General features: G+C 57.8%; 21 protein-coding genes, 1 tRNA gene and 1 pseudogene. 10 read left to right on the plus strand and 13 right to left on the minus strand.

Translation table 11 applies throughout. From position 1 onward, the window contains the following. The first annotated feature begins 498 nt into the window (after positions 1-498). A complete protein-coding gene (locus KHN93_RS16055; protein ID WP_211920732.1) occupies positions 499-2751 on the plus strand; it encodes a methyl-accepting chemotaxis protein in 2253 nt (750 codons plus the stop codon). Between the two features lie 199 nt (positions 2752-2950). On the opposite strand, the gene KHN93_RS16060 is transcribed toward KHN93_RS16055, so the two are convergent. Both KHN93_RS16060 and KHN93_RS16065 read right to left on the minus strand, forming a co-directional pair. Then, positions 2951-3517: a hypothetical protein gene (locus KHN93_RS16060; RefSeq protein ID WP_211920734.1), complete on the minus strand. Its 567-nt coding sequence runs from the start codon at positions 3515-3517 to the stop codon at positions 2951-2953. Positions 3518-4142: 625 nt separating this feature from the next. Continuing rightward, positions 4143-5360, minus strand: coding sequence for a two-component system sensor histidine kinase NtrB (locus tag KHN93_RS16065; RefSeq protein ID WP_244812132.1), 1218 nt, complete (start codon positions 5358-5360; stop codon positions 4143-4145). 128 nt (positions 5361-5488) lie between these two features. Here KHN93_RS16065 and KHN93_RS16070 point away from each other — a divergent pair, with 128 nt between their 5' ends. Further along, entirely contained in the window at positions 5489-5857 is a 369-nt protein-coding gene (locus tag KHN93_RS16070; protein ID WP_104541406.1) for a response regulator, read from the plus strand. 206 nt (positions 5858-6063) lie between these two features. Here KHN93_RS16070 and KHN93_RS21600 read toward each other — a convergent pair whose 3' ends face one another. From KHN93_RS21600 to KHN93_RS16080, 3 genes are all read right to left on the minus strand, one after another. After that, positions 6064-6276: a hypothetical protein gene (locus KHN93_RS21600; RefSeq protein ID WP_244812133.1), complete on the minus strand. Its 213-nt coding sequence runs from the start codon at positions 6274-6276 to the stop codon at positions 6064-6066. A 520-nt stretch (positions 6277-6796) separates the two neighbouring features. Continuing rightward, on the minus strand, positions 6797-7540 hold the full coding sequence (locus tag KHN93_RS16075; RefSeq protein WP_104541402.1) for a hypothetical protein: 744 nt from the start codon (positions 7538-7540) through the stop codon (positions 6797-6799). Between the two features lie 497 nt (positions 7541-8037). Then, entirely contained in the window at positions 8038-8496 is a 459-nt protein-coding gene (locus KHN93_RS16080; protein WP_211920738.1) for a hypothetical protein, read from the minus strand. 359 nt (positions 8497-8855) lie between these two features. Between KHN93_RS16080 and KHN93_RS16085 the strand changes: the two genes are divergently transcribed. Beyond that, positions 8856-10247 carry a site-specific integrase gene (locus KHN93_RS16085; RefSeq protein ID WP_211920740.1) on the plus strand — a complete coding sequence of 464 codons (1392 nt, stop codon included), beginning with the start codon at positions 8856-8858 and terminating at the stop codon, positions 10245-10247. 216 nt (positions 10248-10463) lie between these two features. Further along, positions 10464-11351 carry a hypothetical protein gene (locus tag KHN93_RS16090; RefSeq protein WP_211920742.1) on the plus strand — a complete coding sequence of 296 codons (888 nt, stop codon included), beginning with the start codon at positions 10464-10466 and terminating at the stop codon, positions 11349-11351. Positions 11352-11481: 130 nt separating this feature from the next. Here the strand turns inward: KHN93_RS16090 and KHN93_RS16095 are convergent, their stop codons facing one another. After that, positions 11482-12447 carry an SIR2 family protein gene (locus KHN93_RS16095; protein WP_244812134.1) on the minus strand — a complete coding sequence of 322 codons (966 nt, stop codon included), beginning with the start codon at positions 12445-12447 and terminating at the stop codon, positions 11482-11484. Between the two features lie 816 nt (positions 12448-13263). Between KHN93_RS16095 and KHN93_RS16100 the strand changes: the two genes are divergently transcribed. From KHN93_RS16100 to KHN93_RS16110, 3 genes are all read left to right on the plus strand, one after another. Continuing rightward, a complete protein-coding gene (locus KHN93_RS16100) occupies positions 13264-14991 on the plus strand; it encodes an ATP-dependent nuclease (protein ID WP_211920744.1) in 1728 nt (575 codons plus the stop codon). Further along, complete coding sequence (locus tag KHN93_RS16105) at positions 14981-16399, plus strand: UvrD-helicase domain-containing protein (RefSeq protein ID WP_211920746.1); 1419 nt, start codon at positions 14981-14983, stop codon at positions 16397-16399. The genes KHN93_RS16100 and KHN93_RS16105 overlap by 11 nt, the downstream gene beginning before the upstream one ends. 79 nt (positions 16400-16478) lie before the next feature. Then, the gene (locus KHN93_RS16110) at positions 16479-16835 is read left to right on the plus strand and encodes a hypothetical protein (protein WP_211920748.1); all 357 of its coding nucleotides are present in this window, start codon (positions 16479-16481) and stop codon (positions 16833-16835) included. A 4-nt stretch (positions 16836-16839) separates the two neighbouring features. Here the strand turns inward: KHN93_RS16110 and KHN93_RS16115 are convergent, their stop codons facing one another. From KHN93_RS16115 to KHN93_RS16125, 3 genes are read right to left on the minus strand one after another with little or no spacing between them, the layout of a single operon-like run. Further along, entirely contained in the window at positions 16840-17379 is a 540-nt protein-coding gene (locus KHN93_RS16115; RefSeq protein ID WP_244812135.1) for a hypothetical protein, read from the minus strand. 31 nt (positions 17380-17410) lie between these two features. Continuing rightward, the gene (locus tag KHN93_RS16120; protein WP_211920750.1) at positions 17411-17800 is read right to left on the minus strand and encodes a hypothetical protein; all 390 of its coding nucleotides are present in this window, start codon (positions 17798-17800) and stop codon (positions 17411-17413) included. Continuing rightward, a complete protein-coding gene (locus tag KHN93_RS16125) occupies positions 17800-18660 on the minus strand; it encodes a hypothetical protein (RefSeq protein ID WP_211920752.1) in 861 nt (286 codons plus the stop codon). Before KHN93_RS16125 ends, KHN93_RS16120 begins: the two co-directional genes overlap by 1 nt. 204 nt (positions 18661-18864) lie before the next feature. On the opposite strand from KHN93_RS16125, the gene KHN93_RS16130 reads away from it, so the two are divergent. The 3 genes and pseudogenes from KHN93_RS16130 to KHN93_RS21815 all read left to right on the plus strand — a co-directional run bounded on the left by KHN93_RS16130 (position 18865) and on the right by KHN93_RS21815 (position 20563). Beyond that, positions 18865-19149, plus strand: coding sequence for a helix-turn-helix domain-containing protein (locus tag KHN93_RS16130; RefSeq protein WP_230673876.1), 285 nt, complete (start codon positions 18865-18867; stop codon positions 19147-19149). Between the two features lie 181 nt (positions 19150-19330). Continuing rightward, positions 19331-20125 carry a hypothetical protein gene (locus KHN93_RS16135; RefSeq protein ID WP_211920754.1) on the plus strand — a complete coding sequence of 265 codons (795 nt, stop codon included), beginning with the start codon at positions 19331-19333 and terminating at the stop codon, positions 20123-20125. A gap of 197 nt (positions 20126-20322) precedes the next feature. Further along, positions 20323-20563, plus strand: a pseudogene (locus tag KHN93_RS21815) (hypothetical protein). A 372-nt stretch (positions 20564-20935) separates the two neighbouring features. On the opposite strand, the gene KHN93_RS16140 reads toward KHN93_RS21815, so the two are convergent. The 4 genes from KHN93_RS16140 to KHN93_RS16155 form a co-directional block, all read right to left on the minus strand. Further along, positions 20936-21403, minus strand: coding sequence for a hypothetical protein (locus KHN93_RS16140; RefSeq protein ID WP_211920756.1), 468 nt, complete (start codon positions 21401-21403; stop codon positions 20936-20938). A gap of 211 nt (positions 21404-21614) precedes the next feature. Continuing rightward, the gene (locus tag KHN93_RS16145; RefSeq protein WP_211920758.1) at positions 21615-23204 is read right to left on the minus strand and encodes a site-specific integrase; all 1590 of its coding nucleotides are present in this window, start codon (positions 23202-23204) and stop codon (positions 21615-21617) included. Positions 23205-23271: 67 nt separating this feature from the next. Continuing rightward, positions 23272-23345, minus strand: a tRNA-Gly gene (locus KHN93_RS16150). Positions 23346-23449: 104 nt separating this feature from the next. Continuing rightward, entirely contained in the window at positions 23450-25234 is a 1785-nt protein-coding gene (locus tag KHN93_RS16155) for an autotransporter outer membrane beta-barrel domain-containing protein (protein WP_104573745.1), read from the minus strand. Positions 25235-25349 lie beyond the last annotated feature (115 nt).

Below are 25349 nucleotides of genomic sequence, written 5' to 3' on the forward strand. Positions count from 1 at the left end.
CGTAAATGCTCTGGGTAAGCGTAATCGAAAACATCGGATGCGCGACGGGCGGTCCCAGCAACGGGTCAGCAATACTGGGTCCGGATGCGAGGCGATCATCGCCTCGAGCACCGCGCCTTGAGCCACTCTTGCCCCTTGCAGGTCACTCAGTGCATCGGCCACTGCCGCCATCCATTGCTCGTTCAACTGCTCCATCTCTTCCACAGCGCTAGGTTAGAACCAAATAGCCTACCTGGAACTCCTCCTCATCTGTCACTTCCGCGTATTGAACGAAAAGGACAAGACTGAACAAGAAAATTAATTGTCACGGCGGCAAGAAATCATCTCGCTCCAGAACATCACAGTGTCGGGAAATCCCCTACAGATTAGTTTCCTTAAGCCGAGAACAACCCCTCTCTTTGTTGAGGTTTCAGTATGGAAACACATGGCCGCTATTGGATAAATGGTGCCCGGCTCACAGAGCATGGTCACCCAAGCCTTCCTCTTTTTGAGAAAACCATGATCAATTTCCTTCAGCGCTACAACGTCGGACGCCGTTTGAGCACGGCATTTGGCATCTTAATTTTGCTCTCAGGTCTTCTCGTTGCTGCGGGGCTGAACACTATGGCCAATGCCAGAAATCAGTTGGACTTCATTGTTCTTGATCGCATGGCCAAGATTGAGATCGGCAACGGCATGCTCGACGCAAACTCCTCCATCCTCATTGCGCTAGGCACTTACGCGATGACGACGACCGAGGAACTGAACGAGGAGGCCCTGAAGACCATCAAGGCACAACGGCACCGCTACAGTGACCTGCGTGCAAAACTCGATACGCTTTCCAGCTCTGAGGAGGGTCGGAAGATTCGTGCGGCGATCGACGAACGCCGGGCCATCTCGGGCAAGGTGGGTGACGAAGTCATTGCGTTAGCGGCAAAAAACGATAACGCCGACGCTCAGACCCTGCTAAATGAAAAAGCGCGCCCTGCTACCCAAGCTTGGCAAGAAAAGATTCGCGAACTGGTTACGCGCCAGGAAAAGCAAAGCCACGAAGCTTACGAACAAGCGGTCCAGTCCATGGCTCGTGGAAAGCTTCTGCTCATCATCGGCGGTGTGGTCGTCGTCCTGGTCAGCAGCCTGCTCGCGTGGCTCATCACCCGAAGCCTCACCCACCCTCTTACCCGCGCCACCAAAGCCGCTGAAGCGATTGCCAACGGTCAACTCGGCAACGATGTCCAAACGCAGGCCAAGGACGAAACCGGCCGGTTGCTGCGCGCCATGCAGGGCATGCAAACGCAGCTTCAATCACTTCTGACCGCGCAGGGCGACATGGCAAAGCGCCACGATGACGGCCAGACCAGCTTCCGCATGGATGCCCAGGCCTTCCCAGGCGACTATGGTCGCATGGCCGAGGACACCAATGCCCTTGTGGCCTCTCACCTGGCTGTGCAGTCGAACCTTGCACGGATCATGGGCCGCTATGCCATCGGTGACCTGAGCGAGAGTATGGAGCGCTTGCCCGGTGAAAAAGCCGTGCTGACGCAGACCATGGACGAGGTCAAAGCCAACCTGTCTGCCATGAACATCGAGATCAAGCAGCTGGCGCAGTCCGCCGCCAACGGTGATTTCACGGCGCGCGGCGATGCCGAGCGTTTCCAATATGATTTCCGCGTCATGGTGGAGAGCTTGAACCTGCTCATGGCCACCGCTGACAGCAACCTGCAATCGCTGTCCTCGCTGCTGCAATCCATCGCTGCAGGTGACCTCACCGCGCGCATGACGGGCGAGTTCAAGGGGGTCTTCGCCCAGATGCGCGACGACGCCAACACCACTGCTGCGCAGCTTGCAGAGATCGTTGGGCGCATCCAGCAGTCGGCAGTGTCCATCAATTCGGCAGCCAGCGAGATTGCCGCCGGCAATCAGGACCTGTCGCAGCGCACCGAACAACAGGCCGCCAACCTGGAGGAGACGGCTGCCTCCATGGAAGAGCTGACCTCCACCGTTCGCCAGAATGCGGAGCACGCACGCCAGGCCAACCAGTTGGCCATCGGTGCCGCAGGCGTCGCCTCCCAGGGCGGGGAAATCGTCAGCAAGGTGGTGGGGACCATGGCCGGCATCGAGGCCTCGTCCAAGAAAATTGCCGACATCATCTCCGTGATTGACGGCATCTCGTTCCAGACCAACATCCTGGCCTTGAATGCTGCCGTGGAAGCGGCGCGGGCTGGTGAGCAAGGTCGTGGTTTTGCGGTGGTTGCATCGGAAGTGCGGACGCTGGCACAGCGTTCCACCGCTGCGGCCAAGGAGATCAAGACCCTGATCGACGACTCTGTCGAGCGCGTTACCGAAGGCTCCACGCTAGTGCATACGGCGGGCACCACGATGGCCGAGATCGTCTCCAGCGTGCAGCGCGTCACCGACATCATGGGTGAGATCTCCGCAGCGTCCCAGGAACAGTCGGCCGGCATCGAGCAGGTCAACATCACGGTCACGCAGATGGATGAAACGACGCAGCAGAACGCGGCTCTGGTTGAAGAAGCCACTGCCGCTGCACGCTCCATGGAAGAACAGGCCGTCCAGCTCACGGAGGCCGTCGCGGTGTTCAAGATTGAGGCAAGAACCGCAACAGTCCGAATGCCAACCACGCTGTCTCCGCTCCGTAAAAACAGTGTTCGTAAGTCCGATTCCGCTGTAGCATCTGCAAAAAGGGCTGCCCCAACTCAGAAGCATATTGCTGTTGCCCCAGGCAATGACTCGAACTGGCAAGAATTCTAAGCTGTGACGTTAGGATACCCGGCGCTGCCGGGTATCCTTCACCAGTGACACGACAGTTCTTTTTAGCACCTCTATTAAAGATGTAGACAGCCCCTGTCCCAAAGCCGCTTTAGTCAAAAAACCGGTTTGCACGTTTACATATCCGTCGTTGATTGCCTGCTCTGACGGTGCATGGGCTTGCCGGAGGTTGTAAGTGAAATCACACCTCAACGTGAGCTTCTGTAGGAAAGACCAAATCCGGAGCACCTGCTTGCCATTTGAATAGCTGGGCAAGGGCCTTGTCTGCCGGAACTATGAGCCACTCCCGTGGATCCCCATCGATGCAAAGCGGTCTAGCAAAAGGCTCTGACTTTGATAGAGACGTTAACAACGAAAATTCAAATGTCAAAAATCCCCCCATCATCCTCTCAGAGACAATTACTGGGCAGAATCTAGGTCTATCAGTCAAGGTGTGCCACTCACCCATGAAGACTTTACCTGACAGAGAAAACAAAGAAGAAAATCCGAAAACCTTGACGAAATATCTTTTCTCGTCCCACAGCGCACGGTCATCTAGGTTCAAATCCTTGAACGTTTGATCATATATGAAAGGCGTTCGTCGAATCATTTTGCGTCCGAACCTCGCGCGAAGCGACCTTGTCAGCAGTCCATCTGCCGTTACCACGTCCCCATAGCGGTGTCCCTCCACGAGGGCAAGCCGCTGTGTTTCTTCAACGAGTTGTAAGACCTTGATCAAAAAAATTCTCCTCGGCATCATCCAAGACATGGATAACGCCTGATCGATGACTTCTCTATGGCACTTTTAGCAGGCAACGAGTCAAGGGGCGAGACGACACCTTAACCGTTAATAGCTCACTATTAATTTCGGAATTTTTCTAGGACCTGATGCCCCTATTCACGTCTGACGACACTGATATCGAGAACGCCCCGGCATGGCGCAGCGGCCTTGCCAGAATCGCTCAGCACGCCATATGCCAGCCGTGAATGGGCTCTGCACCTGTATCGATGTCATTGCCCCCGCCCGGCTGCGTGCGAATGGGCAAGGACACAGGCGAGGAAGAAATATCGGAGACTTGCTGCGACTATGTGCGCGTGCCGCAATTAGACGTCAGCGATTATATTTGAAGATATTCTCAAGCCATTGCAGTGGATGGCCCTGGCTCGCTGGAAGTGAAATTTTTATTGCGAAAATCGTCTATTGCGCTTAAGTCAGACAACCAGACGGCGGCCCACTCCCATGCGAAACAAGCGCTAGACCTATCCTTGACCGTTCTTAGCTTCGAGGAAACCGTCAGGTGCTGAGCAACGAAGCACTGAATTAGCTCCTGGGATGAACTTCGTCGCACAACAATGCGGATTTGGCTTTCTGCAGCCTGCAACGCGGAAGGTCCCTAAGTGCAAGGCACGGCCAGAGTAAAGCAAGCCCCCTGCCCGGGCTTCGATTCCACCTCGATGAATCCGTTGGCACGACGGATAGTGCCGTAGACCTGAGAAAGGCCAAGCCCCGTGCCTTTTCCCGGAGGTTTGGTTGTGAAATAGGCCTCAAACAGCCGCCCAATCACCTCAGATGCGATGCCCTGTCCGCTGTCCTGCACCTTAAGGAGCACATACCCGCCAGGTGAATGCGAAGCACCGCTTGGCACCTGCTCAATGACACAACTCTCTGTTGAAACGGTGATCGTGCCGGCATCGCCACAGGCATCTCGGGCGTTGACCACCAAATTCATGATGGCACGCTCCAAACTATGCGGATCGACCATGGCCATAGGGATATTGAACTGAGGTTGGAACTGGAGCGTGATGCCGAGTCCTACTACTTGATCCAACAGAGGCATCATTCCACGCACGATCCCGCCGACGTCAACGCTCTGCGGCAGGTAAGGATGGTGGCGCGCGAACCCGAGCAACCGCTGTGACATCGTCGCGCCCTGTTGCAAAGCGATTTCAGCCATGCCCAAGAGTTTACGATCTTTTTCGTCGACACCCCCTCTAAGAAGCACCATCTCTAAGGCACCAGACGCAGCCTGAAGGACGTTGTTAAAATCGTGCACCATGCCGGCTAGCAGTTGACCTACGGCCTCTCCCTTCTGCGCCTGCTCTGAAACGGCCTCGGCCATGCGTTGGGCCGCGCGTGCAATATCGAGTTCAACTTGTAATTCTTGAGCTCGTATATCGGCCTGGCCCAAGTTTGCTTGGGTAGCGCCGGACAACTGGGTCTGAGCTGGCGCCGACGCAGCCTGACCACTCAAGCTGTGGTTCAGCGTCCGCAACGCAATTTCTGCAAGCCGGCGTTCCGTAACATCACGGTTAACAGCCAAAACGGACTCAACCACTCCCTGTTGGTTCGTGAGTGGGCTGGTGGAGATAAGCCAAAAACGGCGCTCACCGTTAGGTGTCAGGCATTCCGCGTCGAATTGCCGACGCTCCCCACGAATGGCTGCGGAAATGGCCTCATCAACCATCGCCCTGACTTCCTCTGGCCAAAGAGAGGACCATTGCTCGCCGACTACACGCTCCGCGTTTTCAGCAGCGATTCTCGCCACTCCATGAGAGTTGACAAACATCACCCGACCATCAAGGGAGACCTCCTTGATGGAATCAGGGGACATTTCCACGATTTGACGATACCGCTCGTATGAAGGAAGCATCTTTTTTGTTCAGAAAAAACACAGATATCACGCACATTTTGCACTGTGGAGGCCAACCTCACTAGCATCACCTATTCGAACCGACCCAAATGACCTCCTTGACTGAATGCGTCATCCTTGTGGTAGACGACGATGAGCTAACCCGCGAATTGGCAGAGATATTGCTGACCGAATACGGCTATTTCGTGGTAACCGCAGGAGATGCAAGCCAAGCGCTGGATCGGCTGCGCTGTCATCCTGAAATCGGTTTGATCTTCACAGACCTGCAAATGCCCGGCTCCATGGACGGAAAGGACCTGCTACATCATCTCCGTATGGATGGATGCAATCTTCCTGCCATTCTTACTTCGGGCATTGGCTACACGCCTCCAGACCTGCCTAGCTATACGAAATTCCTAAGCAAGCCTTACAAGCGCTCTCATCTGGTCAGCCGTATACAAGAGTCGCTTGTGGCGTGACCCGATTGCTCCGATCTCCGCAATACAACCGGCCACACGAATACATTGTTAGAAACGTTGATTTATTCACACATTTAACAGCGAGTTTTCGGAACTCTGAAGATGTCGCTGTGATTTCAAAGTCTCAGAGCGCCCGGGTCGCCCAACAGCGTCACGCTCTGCACGTGAGTAGTCAGCATAGTTTGCAACGTCTGTGCACTCCAGCGTTACCGATACTCAAGCCCATGGCAAGACAAGATTTCCTCGGCTCGACGGCCGACGAACTGCGCGCCCTCGCTCGACATAGCCTTGCTCTCGATGGAAGCGGCCATGCTGGCAAAAGCGCGACAGAAGTGACGGCGATCGGGAATGGATGCCGGCAGCGTTGGCACGGCCGCATCCAGACACTCAAGGTGACGGCGAAGCTCGCCTCTATCCATAGGCTCAAGTATCGGCTGCGCTGCTGCACTGCCCGAGACGCACCTCACCTTGATACCGCAGGAGCCCCACGATGGTGCGCTGACGTAGCGCGGAGCTGACGAGACGCCTCGCAGTTACCGGCGTCCAGCTCTACTCGGCGGTAGCACGTAGAGCGGCTATTCCTCCAACCCACCTGGGCGCAGCCACGATCGGACCTCTTGCGAGTGCCGGCAAGACGCTGCTCAAGCATCGCGCGGAGTGAGCGACCATCGGTTCCGCATCCGGCAACGTCAGGTTACACCGCGGGCGTTCCGTAGCCTATAGGCCCCAAACACCTTGGGCTGTCTGGAAGTTCTGAGCAGGGGCGCCACCGTCCCCTTGCGCAATTAAACATAGGCCTAGCCGAGGCCGAGCACCTCATTGCTCGGCCGGGTCTTCGTAAGCACCACGATTCCAAAACCGGCAGCGCCAGGGCACGACATCCTCCAAGAACATGGTTCGCGGATTCGATAGGCTGCGCCCTTCGCATACCTACGCGTATCAAGGCACACGGTCAAAAAATAGCGTGTCGCGTTGACCCCTGACGAAGATCGAAAGCGTCGCACTGCCATCCGGACGAATCTGCATGGCGGCTTGGCTGTCGCTGAGCAACCGGCAATAGCCGCGGTCATTAGCGCCGACCCATGTGGTCAACGCCCCATCGACACGGCCGGCGTATCGCAACTCGACCTGACAATCCCTAGGAGCACCATAGCGCAGGCGACCAAGCACATCCCCAGGCCGGACGCTGGCCGCAACAATCTCTAACTGTGCGCTGATAAGGCCCGCACCTCGCCAGCGACCAGCTTCAGCCACCCCTTCCTTTTTTTGGTCCAGGGTGATGACCAAAGGCTGCTCATGTCCCAGCAGTGTGAGCTCTATACTCTCTGCTGTCTCGTCCATCACCCTAATCTGAGCCTGTCTACCGGTCTGCGCGTCGCAGAACTTGCCCCCGTTACGGGACGTCAGCGTGTAAGCATCGTTCTGCGCCCGCAATTCCAGGGCACAGTTGAAGGGAGGCCCAAACCGCAAGTCCCCAACCTGGGGGCCGCTGCCACCTGTCGCGCGCTCACTCAAGCGGGCATAGACCGGGCCTGTGGATTCGCTCGTGGACAGGATTCCGCGCCAATCACCGGCTGGAATGCCGTCAGCCGGAGCTGCCTGAGTTACAGCTGACGTTAGACAGCTCGCTAGGAGCAACGCCACGAGGAAGATGTGCTTAGGATGTTTGCCTTGACTAGACATTGGTGCCTCTTACCGGCTTCAGCAGGATGGAATGATCAATGACGCCTTGTTCCGCACACTGCCAGCGGCAACCAGGCGACATGTATATCGTGATCATAAATGACCTTTGGGACCGAGACCTCTAGCAGAAATTTCAAAGCAATCTTCCCGCACCAAGCGCAAGACGCTCCGTGCGAGCTTGGCTCTGAAAAGCCGAGGCTTGATGGGCAATTCCATTGGCACGCCGTCACCCAAGCCGAGGACGCAACTATCCTCTCCCATAGAGCTTTCATACCCCAGACCCGCCACCAAGCCTGACAATGAGAGCTGATCGAAGCCGACAAGATGCCGCTCAAGCGTCGCGCGAGATGAGGCACCGTTGGCCCCGCATCCGGCAAAGTCAGAGTGTGCAGCGATGCTCCATAGGTCCCGAGCCCTCCTCGACATCAGCAGATCCTGAGCAAAGTAATCGTGTCCCTCACGCAGTTGCTCCGACACATCCGAAGCCAAGCTGATCATTATTCGGACGGGTCTTCGTAGGCACCACGATTCCAAGACCGGTAGCGCCAAGGCACGACATCCTCCAGAAACATGATCCGCGGGCTCGGCAGTGTGCCTAGCGATACCAAGCTGCTCTTCAGCCGCTCCGCGTGCGCCTGCGGCACGAATAACCGAGGTCTGACCGACCACTCAGCTGGCACCCCGCTGTCACGCACCAATGCTGCCTTTACCCCGTCCCAGTGTTCATCCCAGGCTCTCAGCCGACCGAGCAGCGACGGCGCCCTGGACGCATAGGTGATTTCGCACAGGTAGGCGGCCTGCTCTTTGAAGCTCACGGCCACAGCATCGCAATACCAATGCGGGCCACTGGTGTCCGGATTGGTCCCTTCATTGAGCTGGATGCAGCACTGGCTGTTGATGAACAGCGCGCGGTCGGCGCGGAGATAGTCCAATACCACGCCCTCGAAGTGATCCATGTTAGTTAACTCCTGTCTTCGGCTGCATTATCTACCGAGATAATACTAACATCCGAGCAAACCATTTAGGAACAGTACACCTTAAAAGCTAACATAAAGACTGCTTTAGTTAGCCTATTTGCATTAAACAGTACAGTAATGACAGGGCAAACCACTTAAAATTATTTCGCCAGCCAGCTCTAAATCATTGAATTACATGGATCTGTCGAGTTGAAACCGGGCAGAATAATTTTGGCGCAAGTCCATGCGGCACCGTTGCGGTAGAGTTTGCCTCAGGAAAAGTAAAAATTTGCCATTTTTGATTGACGAATTTCCGGCCTGTTTTATCACTACTTCCATTGTTCCAATGGAAGCAAGCAATGTCCTCTATCGTCCAGCAACAACTCCGCGATTACATCACCGCCCCCTTCGGTCTCCTACAAATAAAGGATGTCCATGTCGGCAACGTCAGGGCCTCCGAGATCAACATCACGGGTCGCGAAGCCGCGATCCACGCACTAGAACTCTTTGACCGCGCGGATGAGCGCTCTCGGCGGGTGCGCCTCAGCAAGAACCGCACCCACTACCCCGAGCCCCTGCCCCTCGGCTCCCCCGCGCGGTTGCTCTCGGTTGAGGTCTCGGACTACCTCGGGCACCGCGAGCGGTGCGGCCTAGCCAAAGAGACCGTCGAAGACACAGCTCGCTCGCTGAAGCTCCTGCGGATCGCCTGTGGCGACGTTCCTGTGTCGCGCATCGACCACGCTCATATCTACAAGTTGTGGGACCTGTTGCGTTGGGCCCCGCCCCTTCTGCTGTCCGACTTCAAGTATCGGGACTACACGTTCGAGCAGGCGGTTGCCCTTGGCAAAGAGCTGGGCGTGACGCCGCCCGCTCCCGCCACACTGGAGAAGCATCGGCGGTTCCTGGTGACCTTCTTCAGCAAGCTGGTAAAAGCCAAGGCGATTCCCATGTCGCCGATGGACGCGTTCCCGGAAATCAAGAAAGACCTGGTCGTGGACCCGAACAAGCCCGAGCGCTTGTTTGACGAGGAAGAGCTTCAGCGCATATTTTCACCCAAGACGTTCCCGGCCTGGGCTAAGAAGTATCCGCATCGGTGGTGGCTGCCCATGATCTCGCTCTACACGGGGGCGCGCATCAACGAGCTCGCTCAGCTGAAGGTGGCCGACATTGTCGAGGAAGCCAAGGTCTGGTGTATCCGCATCCAAAAAACGGTCGACGCCGATCTCAGGCATAAGGATCGAGACAGAAGCCGTCAAAGCCTAAAAGGCAAAGCAGCAGTTCGCACCTTGCCCATCCCCAAACCATTGCTGGATGCTGGTTTCCTGGATTTCATTGAGGACATCAAGGCTACTGGACATCCCAGACTCTTTCCGCATCTTTCTGCTGGCGTGAACCGGGAGACTGGAGAGACCAATGCGCGCTACAGCCAAGGCGCGGTGAACCAGTTCAGCAGCTACATGAAGACCTTGGGCTTCGGAAAGGGCATCGGCGCTCATGCCTTCCGCCACACGCTCGCCACCGAGCTTCACCACAAGAACGTATCCGACCAGGACATCGCCCTCATTACTGGCCACTCGCTGCGGAAGAACGTCCCTGTCTTGCACGACGCGTATTTCCACAAGAAGCCAAAGCTTGCCCGGGCCACGCAGATCAGAATTCTGGCGAAATACAAGCCGCCGGTCGAGTTGCCCAAGTATGAGCGTGGCCAGTTTTCGGAATGTTTGGCGGACCCAAGCAAGTTCTATCCATAAAGAAATACGGCCCGCCAATAGCCATTGGAACCACGCATTCCTGGGCCCGGCGTCACGCCTACCGTGGGTTTTTCTAACCAACGGGAACTACCCCAAAGCATCAGAGAGGCAAGTTCAAAAGGCAGTTGGGTAAGGATGCATAGCTTTACCCTTGATGGATGCTACTTAGGAGCCCAGTCGGCATTATGGTCCGAACACTACTGCCACTCTGCCCATATGCGCCAGCGAATCGAAGAATGGAAGTCGATCTACGATACGGACGACAATGCAATCACCAAAGCTCTTTCCAAGCTGGCATGGGATCTGGCTGTCTTCACCTGCATCGTCGAGATGGTCCGTCAGGCCCCGGATGAAGGCGAAGGCAAGCGACTCAATGGCATGGTCTTGGAAATGCTGGTGACGGGTTTCTGGAACAACATGATGCAAGGTGTCAGACGGCTGGCGGAACCCGGTCCAATCAGGGGCCCGAAAGCTGTTTGCTCACTCGGTGGACTTCTCCTGGACGCTAGGGCCGCGCGTCCAGCAATCACCCGTAGGGTTTTTGTGGAGGACATCGCCGGCTTGGACTACGATTTCGAAGCCATCGAAGAACGCCACTGGGCATACGTTTTTGCGCAGCCGAAGCGGGGTTACATGAACATCCCACGCGAACTAGACAGCGATCCCTCCCGGCAACGGCATGTCCTGTTCGACCAACTGAGTGGCGTGCTCCCAGAGAACCGAACTCCGGACGATCTGATCAAGCCGGAAGTTTTTGACAGGCTTCACCAAAGGCTCGCCCGATTAGACGGTGTGGTTCACCATGTCCACGTTCAAATCGCGCATGCCGGAACCGAGTTCAGCAGGACAGGGAGACAGCTTCAGCAATGGAACCTAACGGATGCGAGGGACTCTCTGAGAGAGCTTGCCCAGATCGCGCAGCTGGCTGGAGACTGGTTCTGTTACAGCGGGGTGGGAAGCATCCTCCCCCACCCTCAGTTTGATCAGTTCGCACACATCGATCAGGCGCTCTACACTGGCGACCCCGCTCCGCTTCAAGCCGTCTGGGACAACCTGGAAAGAGAGATGGGCCAGTGGCATAACGTGGACCTTCAAGCTCTCTGAAGAAAGCGCGGATCAGCCGCCCTTAGACACGTGGATATCGGCACAACGTCGCCGAGGCCACCCTAATGGTGCCGTGTGCCTGGCGATGGGTGGTGCCCTTACGCCAACGTTTGATACTTAAACGCAGGTGTCAAGCCCATTCCGTAAATGCCAAGATGCTATCCATCTGGTTAAGGACTGGTTCTTTGCCGAGCGCCTTTCTCCAGAATGCCTCGCGCTCACCATGCTCGCCAGCCCCTACCCACTCGACCACCCGAATACTCTCCGGGGAACGCCGCTCCAGTAGCTCGTTGAGGTGGGTGTCCAGTCCTGAGTAGCCGAACAAGATGACCTCTCCGGACTCGGCTAAGGCCAGCTCGAGGTGTCCCCAGTAACTTTGCAACAAGGGCGACGCTGCGATGACCGTTGGCTTATGCTTAACGTGCGTCAGCACAATGTGGGACCCCACTACATCGTCGTCGCCGCCAAGCTCGCCCTGGGTCAGCTTTCGCACAGCTTCTTCTTGATCGACAAAGAGCGGCGAGCCATGAAGATGAAGATAGTAGCCGAACGTCCGCCCCCACTTGCGCTCAAGGTTCTCGGGAGAAAAGCCGCTCGAAAGCATTCCGTCTACGAGAGCGCCACCGTAGCCGTTCAGGACGTGCGCCTCAATCATTCGCTGATATAACAGGTTGTCGTAGTTGAGCGTCGCAACGTGTGACTGAGTGTCGTGAAGGAAGGCGGCCAATGGTCCAACGAACTCGATTGGCAGGACGACCTCTCGCTGATGAAACTGGAGCGCCGTCTGGTAAAGAAACTTACGCACGGCCGCAGGGAAGCGCTGCCCATGTTGACTGAGCCAGTGAGCGCCGCCTCGGCTCATACGATCCAGGAAGTCACAGGACGAGACCACCAACTGAAGAGCGTCCAAGTCATCCTCGCCGTGAGGACGCTCGGTGTCTCCATCATCAACCAGGCAGCATCTGACAAGCGCGCGCGTTTCTTGGTCGAAGATCCCCTCTCCGTCCCAAGCACGACCGATGGCGTCATCCAAGCTAAACAGCCCAGGGTCAAGCGCCATTCCCAGTCCGTTGCCAAAAATAAGAGTTTTACGCATTTCCTTTGCTCCGACTGATTGAGGCCGATAATGCCCCCAGGGCGCGTTATCGGCTCGGCCACCAAAACCTTTAGCCCGAAATCTCAGCACATACAGCTGGACCATTGGGGTATGTTTTCTACGTAGGGCGATGATACATTCGGCCCTTCATCATCCAATGCCATCAACCCGGAGTTTGCCCAGAGCACACACCCAAGCTTATTCAACGTCTTCAAGGATCGATATGACAGCTTTTAGCAACGACCTCAGAGCCGCCCTGGGAGCGGCACACAGCATATGTGGATACCTTCTCAAGGACGACCCAATGAGGGCAGCCTTTAGCCAGGTCCACGTATGGCAGGACGAAGCCTTTCAAGAACTTGCGGACCATGAAAGGATCGAGCGGCTCGAGGCTGCCCTCGACACGAACTCGGCAAAAGATTCGGACTGGAAGACGGGAATCAGTCTCGCAAAGTCGGAGACTGGGGTCATCAGGAGTGTTCTGGAGGGACTTCTTGGGCGATGGCGCCCCGGAAACGGAGACAATAGTCAAGCCGATCACTTGACGCGCAGAGCAAGAGATCTCCGGCGAGACTCGAAGCGAGGATTAAATCTTCTGAAGATCCTCTTTACCAGTTTGATCGCCATCGTAGGTGCCTCGATACCGGGCATAGCGTCCATCTTGGAAGCTGTCAAAGAGGCAGTCGAGCATTTCACTGCATGACCATCCTTTGAGTCAGTTGGCCGTTACGCTCGACGGTCATCATTTCGCGAAATGGTGTCGCCGTCAGAGTATCGCGCCAACTGAGTTGTTAGCAAAATCATGGGAAATAGCGCATGTCTCGTATCCGGCACATTGCTATTCGCAACTTCCGCTCCATTCAATCCTTGGACTGGTTTCCGTCCGCAGGAGTTAACTGTCTTATTGGCCCCGGCGATAGCGGAAAGTCCACGATACTGGACGCCATTGATCTCTGCCTGGGAGCACGGCGCTCGGTGACCTTCGGCGACGCAGACTTTCACGCCCTCAACGTCACCGTTCCGCTGTGTATCCGCATTACGCTGGGGGCGTTGCCCTCCTCGCTCATGGACCTCGACTTCTACGGAGATTTTCTGAGAGGTTTTGACGCAACGACTGGAACCATCGAGGATGAACCGAAGGCTGGATGGGAGACGGTCCTTACGCTACAACTAATCGTCAATGCGGACCTTGAGCCCTCTTGGACGTTGTTCTCAGAACGCGCTACGCGGGACGGCCTTGAGCGAAGCCTACCTTGGAAGGAACGTGCAGCCATTGCTCCGGCGCGAATAGGCCAGTTTGCCGCGTCCAACCTGTCTTGGAGCCGTGGATCAGTTCTGAATCGATTGACGGAAGAGAGAGCTGAGCTGGGAGCCCAGCTGGCCGCCGCGGGCCGCGACGCTCGCAGCAGCTTTGGCACTACCGCCACCCCACACCTGGCCAAGACCCTGGGCGTTGTGCAGACCACCGCTCAAAACCTGGGCGTATCGGTCGGAGCTGCTCCTCAAGCGCTGTTGGACGCTCACGCAGTATCCTTGGGCGAAGGCGCAATCGCACTGCATGACCAGCAGGGCATTCCGCTGAGATCCCTTGGGACAGGTTCCTCCCGTCTTCTGGTCGCTGGCCTCCAGCGTGCGGCAGCTACGGCGGCCCCAATCGTGCTTGTCGACGAAGTGGAATACGGCTTGGAGCCTCATCGGCTGATGCGGCTGCTGGATTCGCTGGGAGCCAAAGAAGCTACCCCACCGGTCCAAGCCTTCTTGACGACCCATTCGCCCGTTGCCTTGCGCGAGCTGTCCGGGCATCAGCTATTTGTCACACGTCGGCATTTCGGCTTTCACTCCATCACCGTCGCAGGCACGTCTGACGAAATCCAAAGCACGCTCAGGGCCGACCCGGAAGCCTTTTTGGCCAAGTCGGTCATCGTCTGCGAAGGAGCAAGCGAAGTGGGTTTCATCCGGGGGCTGGATCTATGGGGCGTGGAAAGTGGTGAGACCTCGTTTCTGGCGCTTGGAGGCTCCTACGTCAACGCTGGCGGCGGCAGCCCGGACAGCGCGTTTGTCCGCGCGACAGCGTTAATAGCGCTGGGCTACCGGGCCCTTGTCTTCATTGATGCGGACAAGGATGCCAAAGCTGGCGTAGCGGAAGCTTATGCATCGACTCTCGGAGAGCTCGCCACATGGCGAGCGAACATGACCTTGGAGGATGAGCTATTCCGATGCCTGCCTGCTACATCCATTGATGCACTCCTAACCAAGGCCAAAGAGCTGGTTGGAGAAGAACTGATGAATCAGCACATCAAGACCAGATCCAACAATCGATGGACGCTTGCCACCATTGAGGCACAGAGACCGGCAACAGACTATTCGACTGAAACGCGAGAGGTTTTAGGAACCGCCTCACGGATTCGCGGAAGCGGATGGTTCAAATCGCTGACTGCCTACCAAGACATTGTCGTAAACATCGTTTCTCATGGTTACGCAGCTGCAGAAGTTGAATTCAAATCGGTGATCGATCAGCTATGGAGATTCATGCGTGCCACCTGAGATCGACCTTCTCTCTATCCAGCGTGGTTCTATCACCGCCCCGGCGGGCTGCGGCAAGACGGAGCTAATCACCAGGTCTTTGGCTGGGAAGCCACTTGGCAAGCCGGTCCTGATTCTGACGCATACCAATGCGGGCGTTGCCGCCCTGCGCGCCCGCCTCAAAAAGGCGAACACTCCCGGTGCGGCGTATCGGCTGTCAACAATCGATGGATTTGCCATTCGACTTATCGACAAGTTCCCTTCTCGCAGCGGCCACCCCGCTGACCTGCTGGAACTGAGCAACCCCGCCACGGACTATCCAGCTATCCGGCAAGCTGCTCTTAGCCTGCTGACAGCGGGACACCTTTTCCAAGCGGTCACTGCGACCTATGACCGTTTATGGGTGGACGAATACCAGGATTGCAACACCGTCCAACACGCTCTGGTGTGTGCACTGGCATCTATGTTGCCGACATGTGTCTTAGGTGACCCCATGCAGGCCATCTTCGGCTTCGGCGACAACCGCTTAGTGAACTGGCAAACTGATGTTCAGGGGTCTTTCCCCTCATCTGGAGCACTAGGCACACCTTGGCGCTGGCGAAATGCGGGCACAGAGGCACTTGGGCAATGGCTATTACAAGCTCGGGCTACCCTTGAAGCTGGACAGGTAATCGACCTGCGGACCGCACCAAGCCAGCTCACTTGGGTGGCACTTACAGCCGGCAACGAGGCCGTCGAACGACGAACCGCTGCGCGGACTAACGCGCCCGGACAAGGAACGGTGCTTGTCATTGGCGACTCAAGGAACGTGAGAGGGCGTTACGACCTGACTAGTCAGACACCAGGTGCGGTGGTCGTTGAACGAGTGGACCTACCTGAACTGACGGCCTTTGCCCGCCGTTTTGATCTTCAGAACGCAACGGCGCTGCAAGATCTCGTGCAGTTCAGTGCTGAAATGATGACTGGGGTTGGCGCAACTACACTACTAGCCCGCGTGGAAAGCCTGCGAGCCAACAGGGCGAGGAATCCACCCACGATCCCCGAGGGGGCCGCTGTAGCGTTTGAAAGCGATCGCTCTTGGAAACGAGCGCTGGAACTCTTAAACGCGCTCGCGAACCACCCAGACACTCGTGTGTATCGTCCGGAGCTCATCCACTGCTGTAGGTCTGCCATGGAATCGGCAGCGCGCGGCGAAAAAGCATTTTTGGCCGCCACCCAGCAGGCACGCGAGCGAAATCGCCATGCCCGCTCCCCGATGGCTAGACGCGCTGTTGGTAGCACATTGCTACTTAAAGGGCTGGAAGCTGACGTCGCAGTTCTATTGGAGCCGGAAACCATGACGGCACAACATCTCTACGTCGCATTGACTAGGGGAGCAAAAAATGTAGTCGTTTGTTCATCAGTCCCAGTGCTTACGCCTTGCCCATAGATCTAGGCGTGAACTGGCGCGATCACTAAGGAAGATTTACGTTAGAGGCGCCCCTCCGAAGAGCGACCAGGTATGCCAGGTGAATAGCTACACCCTAGAAGATCACGCCAACGCAGTTGAAGCCCTGTCCCTTCTAAGAGCGAGGGAAGAGAACTACTCGGGCAAAAATCCCAACAAGTTCCGTGCAGACATCGCACGAGCTAGGGCCCACTTGGCCGCCGTTGAACTTGCGCTCAAGGAGGACAGGGTTCTTCAGCGGACTCCAGCCGAGGAACGAGATGCGGAGCTTGACCGAGCTTTTCCCGACGTCCGGTCCAAAGAAGTCGTCACCTGGCAAGGCAAGCAGTTCATAAAGCGCTTCACGCCAACAGGCAAGAGCCTCAGCGGAAAAACCGTTTTAGGTTGGAGCGCGCACTGGGAAGAACTCAAAAGCTGATACGTCAAACTGATGGGATGGCCGTGCGATCCCATGCTCGCCTCGCCCAGCCAAAGATGAGTGTGGGCACCACGATAACAGGCAGTCCCCACAGAAACGCGAGGTAGAAGGCAGCGGTAGCGAGTTCACCGTAGACCCGATGTTCCGCGAACTTCCAGCCAAGCACGGCACAACCGAAGACGATAGCAAGCCCCAATCCGCCGCCCACGAGCGCCCCTTTCAGAAACCCGCCTTTGCGAAAGTAGGGAATGCGGCCGGTCCTGACGTGCCAAGCCCAGACCTGCTGGGCACGAATGTGCAACATCAGGCAAAACGCCAGGAAGCCGGCGATAAGCAGCCCACCTGCGCAGTAGACCAAGCCCATCAGCTGTTGGGTTTTGAAAAATGCGTCGAGGCCTGCTCCAAACAACAGCATGCCCAAAGGCCCGAGAATAACGCAGGGCAGGATCATGGCAGCCGGCCCGGTCGGCGCATAAAGCCGCGGGTAGTTCGCTTGGTGGTTCATTTCTTTTCCTCTGTTAAAAGCAAGACCAAACGGCGTCACGGCAACTGCATGGCAACTGGTTGGTCGAGGGTCAGCCCGCAGATGTTCCGTTATCGGTCACGTCGACCAGTTCCCAACGTTCGCCCGCCGGCCGGAACTTCATCGTCATCTTTAAGCGCATTTCCTTGGCCTTCGGCGTCGTGGGCTGATCGCCAATGAAGCCCAGTCCATCGACGGTCCCGGAGACCCGGCAGTCCTGGTTACCGTTGGGCAGTTTTGTGCAGGCGATCTCCAGCCCGCTCGCTTCCTTGACTTCGAACCGCCAAGTCCGCTGAAGCGTTGCCTGCCTCCCCTGCTCAGTAAAGAATTGCTCTACTGCTTTGACAGCGTCCTCCCTGCTCGGCGCATGCTTTGCACCACAGGCCGACAAGCCCAACGCCAAGAAGCACGCCGAAATCCAAACACGTTGAATGGTCCGCATCAAGACTCTCCGTTCTTCTGTTTGGTCAGGTCCACGCCGATGACTTCGTTTCGGTAACCCACCTGGACGCGTTCGACGTCCACCTCGGCGCGCGGGCCTCCGTTCTCCAACCAGACCCGCTTGACGGTGAAGACCACCAGATCGTCCCTGGCGTCCCTGCCCTGCTTGAACAATCCGGTGGCCTCGCTTTCACTCATGCGGATCGGAAGATGAAAGTGCCCGGCATGCTGGGGTGTCCAAACAGATCGCTCACTGCGGGCATTGGTCGGGACAAACCCCTCGCCCGTGATGCCCTCTACCTGGAATCCGGTGATCCAAGGAATCGGCACGTAGATGTCCAAGACGCCGCGTTGCCTGTCATAGGACGGTTGGTCCACGATGTTGGGGCGAACGGCAAAACGCTGGATGCTACGGAAGCGCTGCGCCCTTGCATCGAAGGCCGCACCATACTTGCGCTCAATGGCTTCCGGCTCCTGAGGGGTGATGCCATTCGGGCCGTTCCGCTTCGTGTCGATCAACCACTCGCCATACAAGCACTGCTCGCGCTCGGTCTTGCTCAACCGGTAGCTGGACCGCGTCAACGCAATCAGCCTCGCATCGCAGGTGTGGTAGCCCGCCGAGGCCGTAGATGCCAACCCAGCGCGGATGTGTTGCGCGCCTGCCAGTTCGTCCTGGTCGAGGTCCCAGTAGGTTCCTTGCGGATCGAGATACGGGCTCTTGCCTCTGTCCGTCGATGCCTGCGGAGCCCCGGTGATGGCCCGCCCAATCTGCTGAAGAAGATTTCCCCTGTCCTGCGCTTGCACCGCCATGCTTGCGGCCATCGCGAACGCGCCTATGGCCGCTGCCCACTGCTTCTTCATGCCCTGCTCCTTGCGTCGGGTTGCGACGAACTTACGTGTCACGTAGAGTCTACCCGTGGCGTAAGGCTTCCGTCATGCTCTTTCCATGCCTGCACTGCATCGATTCAGCCTGTGAAGCCCGCCACTCCCGCCCCTCGGGAGATCGTGGCCGCGCGCCTGCGTCAAGCCCGCGAACGACGGGGCCTGAGTCAGCGCGAGGTAGGGATGCGAATGGGCCTGGACAAAGACACAGCGTCAGCGCGGATATCCAGATATGAATCCGGAGCCATGTCTATCAGCCTCGAGGCTTTGTTCGAGATGGCAAAAGCGCTGGAAGTGCCACCTGCTTTCTTGCTGGCTAGCACCCCTGGCATGGCCGACGCGATCTTGGCGTTGGGAGAGCAAAGCGATCGACAGCAGGACCAACTGGCGAAGGTCCTAGCGACACTGACGAATCTTCAACCCAAGGTTCGAGATCAGCTAATCGCAGAGTTGTTGGATAGGAGGTAGGCGGTTCAACCCTCGACTTGAACGACCTTTGCTGCAACGGAAGATGCCGCCCTTACACATCAGCAGCAGGTGCCACGTGGCCTCAGGGTCGCCTGGGCAAGGTGGAGTAAGGAGCCCGCCGCACCTTTGAATACCTCAGCGGTAGAGCGAAAATGGGGACACTTCGAACGGACGCAAACCGATGAATCCTGCCACCCCATCGTTGGCCCAAATCCATTGGCCTGACCATAGTGTCGCTGTCTACGCAGGCTTGGATCTTCACGCCTTCGCCATGTTTCGGGACGAGGTGGTGGTTCCTTCACTCAATACCTTAGAGAGACGGATCGAGCAGATGGAGGAAAGCGGCGACATTGCGGAAAGCACATTCGGAGCGGATGTCTACGCAGATCTACTTCACAACACGGTAGAGGGTTTCTTGCTTACTACGCAGTCCATGCATGAGCGAAGCCTTCGCGGCCTTATGATCGCTATGGCAAGACGCAAGAAGTGGACTGCTGATGACCAGAACAAAATCAAAGTAGCCGACTGGTCTAAGGGCAGCAGGGGAGTGCCCGCGTTGTTTCAAGGCCTGTTTAACAACCCAATTCAATCGTTCGGCGATCAAACGGATCTGCGTGTGCTGCGGCTGTTTGGCAACGTCTTGAGACATGGGGACGGCCCATCGGCCGAGGAGCTTCACGAGCTATGCCCTTCGCTCTGGTCTCACTGGCTGCCTCCAGGAACTGTCTTGAAAGTCGCTGGAGGTCAACTTTGCGTCCGCAAAGACGCCTTGCCCCACCCTCTGTTCGAGAACATCACGCTGCCAAGAAGCCTTCTAGACCAAATGATTTCGGCAGTAGTAGGCTTTTGGGAAGACATAGAGTTCGTCCGGTGCAACTCTTTCACGAACACGAATAGTCGGATTCAAGCGCACCTTGCCGAGCTGACTCGGAAGCATGAAAGCCGGTCCGCGAATCGCGCTTGGAACCCAGGATGAGGCCATGCCACGTCAGGGTAGCCTTTTTCAATTGCCTCCCCAGCCGGCTGAGTAGATGAAGCTTAAACAATCGCCACGGAGCTATCGCTGACAGCCATCAATCTCACTCTTTCGGAAGCACTTTTAGCTCATAGCTATTCTGAGCGGCAACATAAAGTGCCCACGACCTTCGAAACGGTTCTTCTCTTGCGTTCTCGCTGAGCATCTCTTCTGGGGGTCCTTATGGCTTCATCGTCGGGCCGCAGATGGCTAGATGGGGTCTTCGCAAAGCCGAGCGGCTCCACCCGCAGGAGGCCTATGCGGCGCGACCGCGGGTTTACCGCTGCCCAGTTGTGGGTCATGACGCTGCAGACTCTGATGGGCGCATCCGCAGCCTTCGCCATGCTGAGTGGGCTTCCAATGCTCTTACTCATGGTATGCGCGCAACTGATCCGATAGAACTAACAAGAAGATATGAGAAGAGGCTGACGTGATCGCAGCCTCTTTTTTATGATCATTTATCTTGAGACGCTTGAATTCAAGGACTTGACACTCCTGAATATCAAGCTATAAGAAGTAATGATAAGCCAAGACCACTAGCCATGAATATAGAGTCATTCTGGAACCAAGCATTTATATCTCTACTGAGTCGCCTTCCGCCCGAACAAGCGAAAGAAGAGGCAGACAAGGCAACCCAGCTATGCATTGGGCAGTGGCAAGAAAAATCCGCAGAGAAGTCGCCTGATAGATCGATGCGGTGGCAAGACCAGGAAATCGGCATGGTCCCGGAAGTCCTTGGAAGGTTTAGCTTCCCAAGGACTGGGAATGTCGTCACCTTTTCAACTTCTGCTTCTTTGAAGCGGATCGAGAGACCTCCTGTTTCTCGATGAGTTCCTGTCTTTCTTCTGCAACTGCGTTCGCTACCGCAATGGTCCTGCTTGGAGTGGTCAAGAAGACCAAACCGCCTCCTTGATACTCCACTGAGAATGTTACAGCGATAGGAATCACAAAATCCCCCTCAAAGGTTGCAATCTCCACGACCTGAACGCTAGTGTTCGGCGAAAAAAAAGCAGTCTTTGCCACCTTTAGTAGAGAATTTGTCTTTTTTTTAACCAGATACTTCACTCGTGCATCATCGGTGATGAGGTCGTATTTAGAGCGTAAAGCCTCAGGGTCCGCCTCGGCTCCTTCATGCAGTTGAAGCCGCTCCCCTTCTGAAACACTAACAACTACCGTGCCTTCCAATCCCGAAGCTTTCATTGCGAGGAGGACAGCTTTTTCCCGTTGAGTCTCCGTCATTTTGGCCTCCAGCCTAGTCTTTATCAAAAGTAATGCGAATACCCCTCCCTGTCTCTGCCTAGTTCGCCACCGTCGGAAATCTGACTAGCATGCACTCGGCAACTTTAGATTAACCTCAAACGCGCGTCCGACGCTAGAACGAAAAAACATTAAACAAAGGACACAGCCGATTCGCGATCCGTCATAGAAGCAAAGGGTTAGGTTAGGTAGATCAGATTCCCGCTTTCGTCATCCCATTTTTCTTGTTCAGATTCTTTCCGAACTGACTTGGCTCGTAGACAGGCAACACCGCAAGCTCGCTCAACTTCGCCAGCGTTGCCACCCGGTCCGGCAGGCTCCGCCGATCAATGTAGAACTTCTCCAGCACGGTCTGCCCTGTGCCATGCCCGGTAAGCGCTCCGATAGCAGACGCCGACACACCCGCCTCATCCAGCTTTGAAGCAATCGTGTGGCGGAACCCGTGGAACCCCTGCCCCTTCTCCGCCACCCCTTGCCGCTTGATGTAAACGGAGAACTGACGGCTCAGCTGCCGTCCGTAGCCCAGCCCTGTCGAGTTGGGCAGGTCCGGGAACAACCGCTCGACCCCAGCTTGCCTCGCCTCTTCCACGTAGGTGAGGAACCCGGCTTCGATGACCGGCCGAGCCAGCGGGATGAACCGGCGACTGTGCTTGTTCTTGATGCTCTGCTTCTTCCCGATCTTGCGGACGAAGAAGCCGGGCACGCCGTCAATGGTGTCGACGTCCTCCAGCCGGAGCTGCGCGATCTCGTTCACGCGAGCGCCGGAGTAGAGCCCCAGGATCGGGCCAAACCACCGATGGGGGTATTTCGACGCCCACTTCGGGAACTCCACCGGGTCAAAGATAGCCTTCAACTCGGCGTCCGTGAAAGGCGAACCCGTGTCTTCTGAGTCCGGCGTGGCGATCGCCCGGATGCCCGCCAACGGATTCACCGCCAGGTGTTTGCCCTCGACCAGCGACACCAGGAACACGCTCAGCCGTTGCCGGTGCTTGGCCATCGTCCACGCCGCCGGCTCTGGCTCCTGGTTCTTCTTCGCCAGCTTGATGACGTCAGGCACCGACAGGTCCCGATAGGCCGGCCGCTTGGTCGCATTCGACGGCCAGTAGCGCACGCCCTCAAAGAAGGCCCGCACGTGATCCTGGCTCAGCGAGGCCACGGGCACGTCCTTACCGATGATTCCGGCAAACAGGCGCAGCGTGTGGCGGCTTTCGAGCACGGTCTTCTGATGCAGACGGGCCCCGGCCAGGTCCCTCAAATGATCGGCCATCGCCTTGGACAGCATCAGCGCCTTGGGTGCATCGCCGCCGCCGGATATGCGCTGACTGCCCTCGCGCAACTGTTGCCGACGCTTGGCCACCCTTGCCGCCATGACCTCAGTGGGCTCTGTCTGCCGCGCCCGCACCATTAGGTCTCCGAACATCCCGGCATCGGCGGGGTTGTCCAGCTGCGCCTGAGCGATGCGCGTGCCGTCCGGCAGCGTCACATCTTTCAGCGTCAGCTCTTTGATGTCCCCACTGCGAACCTTTTCCAGCAGCTCTTCAAGATCCACGGTTATCCCTTTCCGCATGGCATCGAATGCCATCGATAGTGCCATTCCCATCGTGGCCGCCGCCAGCCTGGCGTGGTCACCGCGACGGTTTCCCAGCGATCGGACAAGGTAACGCGAGCCGATGGAGGCTCGAAGATCGGTGGGAACAAAGAAGCGCGCATACAGGCCGGCTGAGCGCGACATCATCAGAGGCTTGGGCAAGATTGATACCTCGATTGATACCTCAAGGGGCATCGCTCGAAATCATCAATCAGCCAAAATATCCAGCCAAGTCAAGCACTTAAAGACTTGGCAGAAGCTCTGGAGCGGGCGATGGGAATCGAACCCACGTCAGTAGCTTGGGAAGCTACAGCTCTACCATTGAGCTACGCCCGCGCGGCGTTGCGAGAGTTTAGGCGGGTGCGGGGCCCGGGCGCAATGCACAGATGTGACGAGGGCCGGTTGCCCGGCCCTCGTTTGCAACGCGTGTGGTGCGTGGATCAGAAGTTGCCGCTGAAATTCACGAACAGCGTCGCGTCGCGGGCGCTGCGCTGGGCGGTGGTGGTGCTCAGGCCGATGTTGCTCTGCAGGCCCCACAGGCCGGTGCGGGCGCCCAGCACGACGGTCGCGTAGTTGCGATCGAAGTTCTGCCCGGGGACGGTGTACATGCCCACTTCCGGCATCGACTGCAGCCAGGCGCTGGCTTCGGTGCCGTCCTTGAACTCGTGGTCGTAGGTCGCCTGCAGGTACGGCTTGACCATTGCACCGTCCAGGCGCACCTGGAAGCCGATGCGGCCGACCATCGAGTCGATGTCCTGATCGGCATAGCCCAGTGCGGTGGAGCTTTCGTTGCTCTCGGTGTAGCCGTCGAGCTTGAGCTTCTGCCAGGTCAGGCCGACCACCGGGCCGTACTTGACGCTGCCTTCGCCCAGCGAATAGCCGGCGTTGACTGCGGCGGTGAGGTTGCTGCCATCCGGCGAACCACTGTGCACACGGGTGGCCGGCCCGAGCTGCACTTCGCGGTCGACGTCGTAGCTCAGCCAGCTGTAACTGACCTGCGCGTTGACCCAGACCGGGCCGGTGTACCAGCCGAAGAAGCCGCCCAGCGTGGTGTCGTCCTGCTTGAAGCTGCCGTTACGGTTGCCGAAGTCGGCGTCCATGCTGCCGAAGCCGGCAAAGCCGCCGAACACCAGGTCGCCCGCAGTCCAGTCCACACCGAACAGGCCGGCCGGGGCCATGCCATCGTACAGATCGGCGTGGTCGTAACGCTGCATGTCGCCGCGCACGCTACCCCACCAACGCAGGCCATCGGCGTCCGGCTTGCCGTCCAGATGCCAGGCCACCTGGTCGGCGCGCGCGCGGCCGATCGCCTGCGCCGAATGCGTCAGCACCTGCTGCAGACGCGGGGCTTCCAGCAGCGAGATGGCGTACTCGCCCAGGATCTGGTGGGTGGCGGTGGTCGGGTGGATGCCATCGGCGAACACATAGGTGTTCGGCGCGTTGGCGGCGACCAGGCTGGTCGGGTTGCAGGCCGGCAGCGGCACGGCGGGGTTGCAGGCGGTGCTGGTGACGTTGCTGAAGCCGTAGGTGCCCGGATCGGCAACCACTTCCTGCAGGATGTGGAAGGTGTCGACCGGGATCACGCGCAGGCCGGCCGACCGCAGGCCATTGAACAATGCGGTGTTGTAGGCAGTTGCCGCAGCAGTGCCCTGCGCCATCGCGGCGGCACCGCCGGCGCGGAAGCGCGGGGTGATGCCCACGTCCGGAATGGTCGGCACCATCACATAGCGCGCGCCGGCGGCCTGCAAGGCGCCGACTGCACCGACCTGCGCGGTGACCGCGTTGCCGATGATGGCCTGCGCCTGGGCCGGCGCGGCGGCAGCGGCGAGCAGATCGTTGGCGCCGCCCCATACGGTGTAGAGCGCATTCGGGTTGGCCTGGCCGCCGTTGGCGCTCAGGTAGGTGTTGATCTGGCTGGTCACCGAGGGCGCTGCACCGAGCACGCTGGTCGAACCAGCCTGGATGCGGGCACCGCCGGCGGCGTAGTTGTCGCCGGTCTGGCCATTGCCGTTGGGGGCGGCATTGGTGCCGTAATGGTCGGCGACGTACTCGGCCCAGACCCAGCCCGGGTTGGTGGTGAACTTGCCGGTGACGGCGCGCGAGGCGGCCGGCAGCAGCGGGTTGTAGTAGCCGCTGTCGGTGAGGCTGTCACCGAAGAACACGGTCTGGTCGAACGCAGACGCGGCCATGGCCGGGGTGGCCGCAATGGCGATGGCCACGGCCATCAGGGAACGGATCGGGCGAAGGGTTGAAGCCATGGGAGTGCCTGCTCAAGGTAGTGTGGAACTGGACCGGACCTGCTGACGTACGCCGGCGAATGGCACATGGTTTCACCCTCGC

This window comes from Xanthomonas arboricola pv. juglandis (assembly GCF_905367715.1).
Classification (GTDB): Bacteria; Pseudomonadota; Gammaproteobacteria; order Xanthomonadales; family Xanthomonadaceae; genus Xanthomonas; species Xanthomonas arboricola.

What these genes read in the sequence shown, in the direction of transcription:
- KHN93_RS16055 (WP_211920732.1), top strand. Translation starts at nt 499, where the DNA reads ATGATCAATTTCCTTCAGCGCTACAACGTCGGACGCCGTTTGAGCACG.
- KHN93_RS16060 (WP_211920734.1), bottom strand. Translation starts at nt 3,517, where the DNA reads ATGTCTTGGATGATGCCGAGGAGAATTTTTTTGATCAAGGTCTTACAA.
- KHN93_RS16065 (WP_244812132.1), bottom strand. Translation starts at nt 5,360, where the DNA reads ATGTCCCCTGATTCCATCAAGGAGGTCTCCCTTGATGGTCGGGTGATG.
- KHN93_RS16070 (WP_104541406.1), top strand. Translation starts at nt 5,489, where the DNA reads ATGACCTCCTTGACTGAATGCGTCATCCTTGTGGTAGACGACGATGAG.
- KHN93_RS21600 (WP_244812133.1), bottom strand. Translation starts at nt 6,276, where the DNA reads ATGGATAGAGGCGAGCTTCGCCGTCACCTTGAGTGTCTGGATGCGGCC.
- KHN93_RS16075 (WP_104541402.1), bottom strand. Translation starts at nt 7,540, where the DNA reads ATGTCTAGTCAAGGCAAACATCCTAAGCACATCTTCCTCGTGGCGTTG.
- KHN93_RS16080 (WP_211920738.1), bottom strand. Translation starts at nt 8,496, where the DNA reads ATGGATCACTTCGAGGGCGTGGTATTGGACTATCTCCGCGCCGACCGC.
- KHN93_RS16085 (WP_211920740.1), top strand. Translation starts at nt 8,856, where the DNA reads ATGTCCTCTATCGTCCAGCAACAACTCCGCGATTACATCACCGCCCCC.
- KHN93_RS16090 (WP_211920742.1), top strand. Translation starts at nt 10,464, where the DNA reads ATGCGCCAGCGAATCGAAGAATGGAAGTCGATCTACGATACGGACGAC.
- KHN93_RS16095 (WP_244812134.1), bottom strand. Translation starts at nt 12,447, where the DNA reads ATGCGTAAAACTCTTATTTTTGGCAACGGACTGGGAATGGCGCTTGAC.
- KHN93_RS16100 (WP_211920744.1), top strand. Translation starts at nt 13,264, where the DNA reads ATGTCTCGTATCCGGCACATTGCTATTCGCAACTTCCGCTCCATTCAA.
- KHN93_RS16120 (WP_211920750.1), bottom strand. Translation starts at nt 17,800, where the DNA reads ATGCGGACCATTCAACGTGTTTGGATTTCGGCGTGCTTCTTGGCGTTG.
- KHN93_RS16125 (WP_211920752.1), bottom strand. Translation starts at nt 18,660, where the DNA reads ATGAAGAAGCAGTGGGCAGCGGCCATAGGCGCGTTCGCGATGGCCGCA.
- KHN93_RS16130 (WP_230673876.1), top strand. Translation starts at nt 18,865, where the DNA reads ATGCGAATGGGCCTGGACAAAGACACAGCGTCAGCGCGGATATCCAGA.
- KHN93_RS16135 (WP_211920754.1), top strand. Translation starts at nt 19,331, where the DNA reads ATGAATCCTGCCACCCCATCGTTGGCCCAAATCCATTGGCCTGACCAT.
- KHN93_RS16140 (WP_211920756.1), bottom strand. Translation starts at nt 21,403, where the DNA reads ATGACGGAGACTCAACGGGAAAAAGCTGTCCTCCTCGCAATGAAAGCT.
- KHN93_RS16145 (WP_211920758.1), bottom strand. Translation starts at nt 23,204, where the DNA reads ATGCCCCTTGAGGTATCAATCGAGGTATCAATCTTGCCCAAGCCTCTG.
- KHN93_RS16155 (WP_104573745.1), bottom strand. Translation starts at nt 25,234, where the DNA reads ATGGCCGTGGCCATCGCCATTGCGGCCACCCCGGCCATGGCCGCGTCT.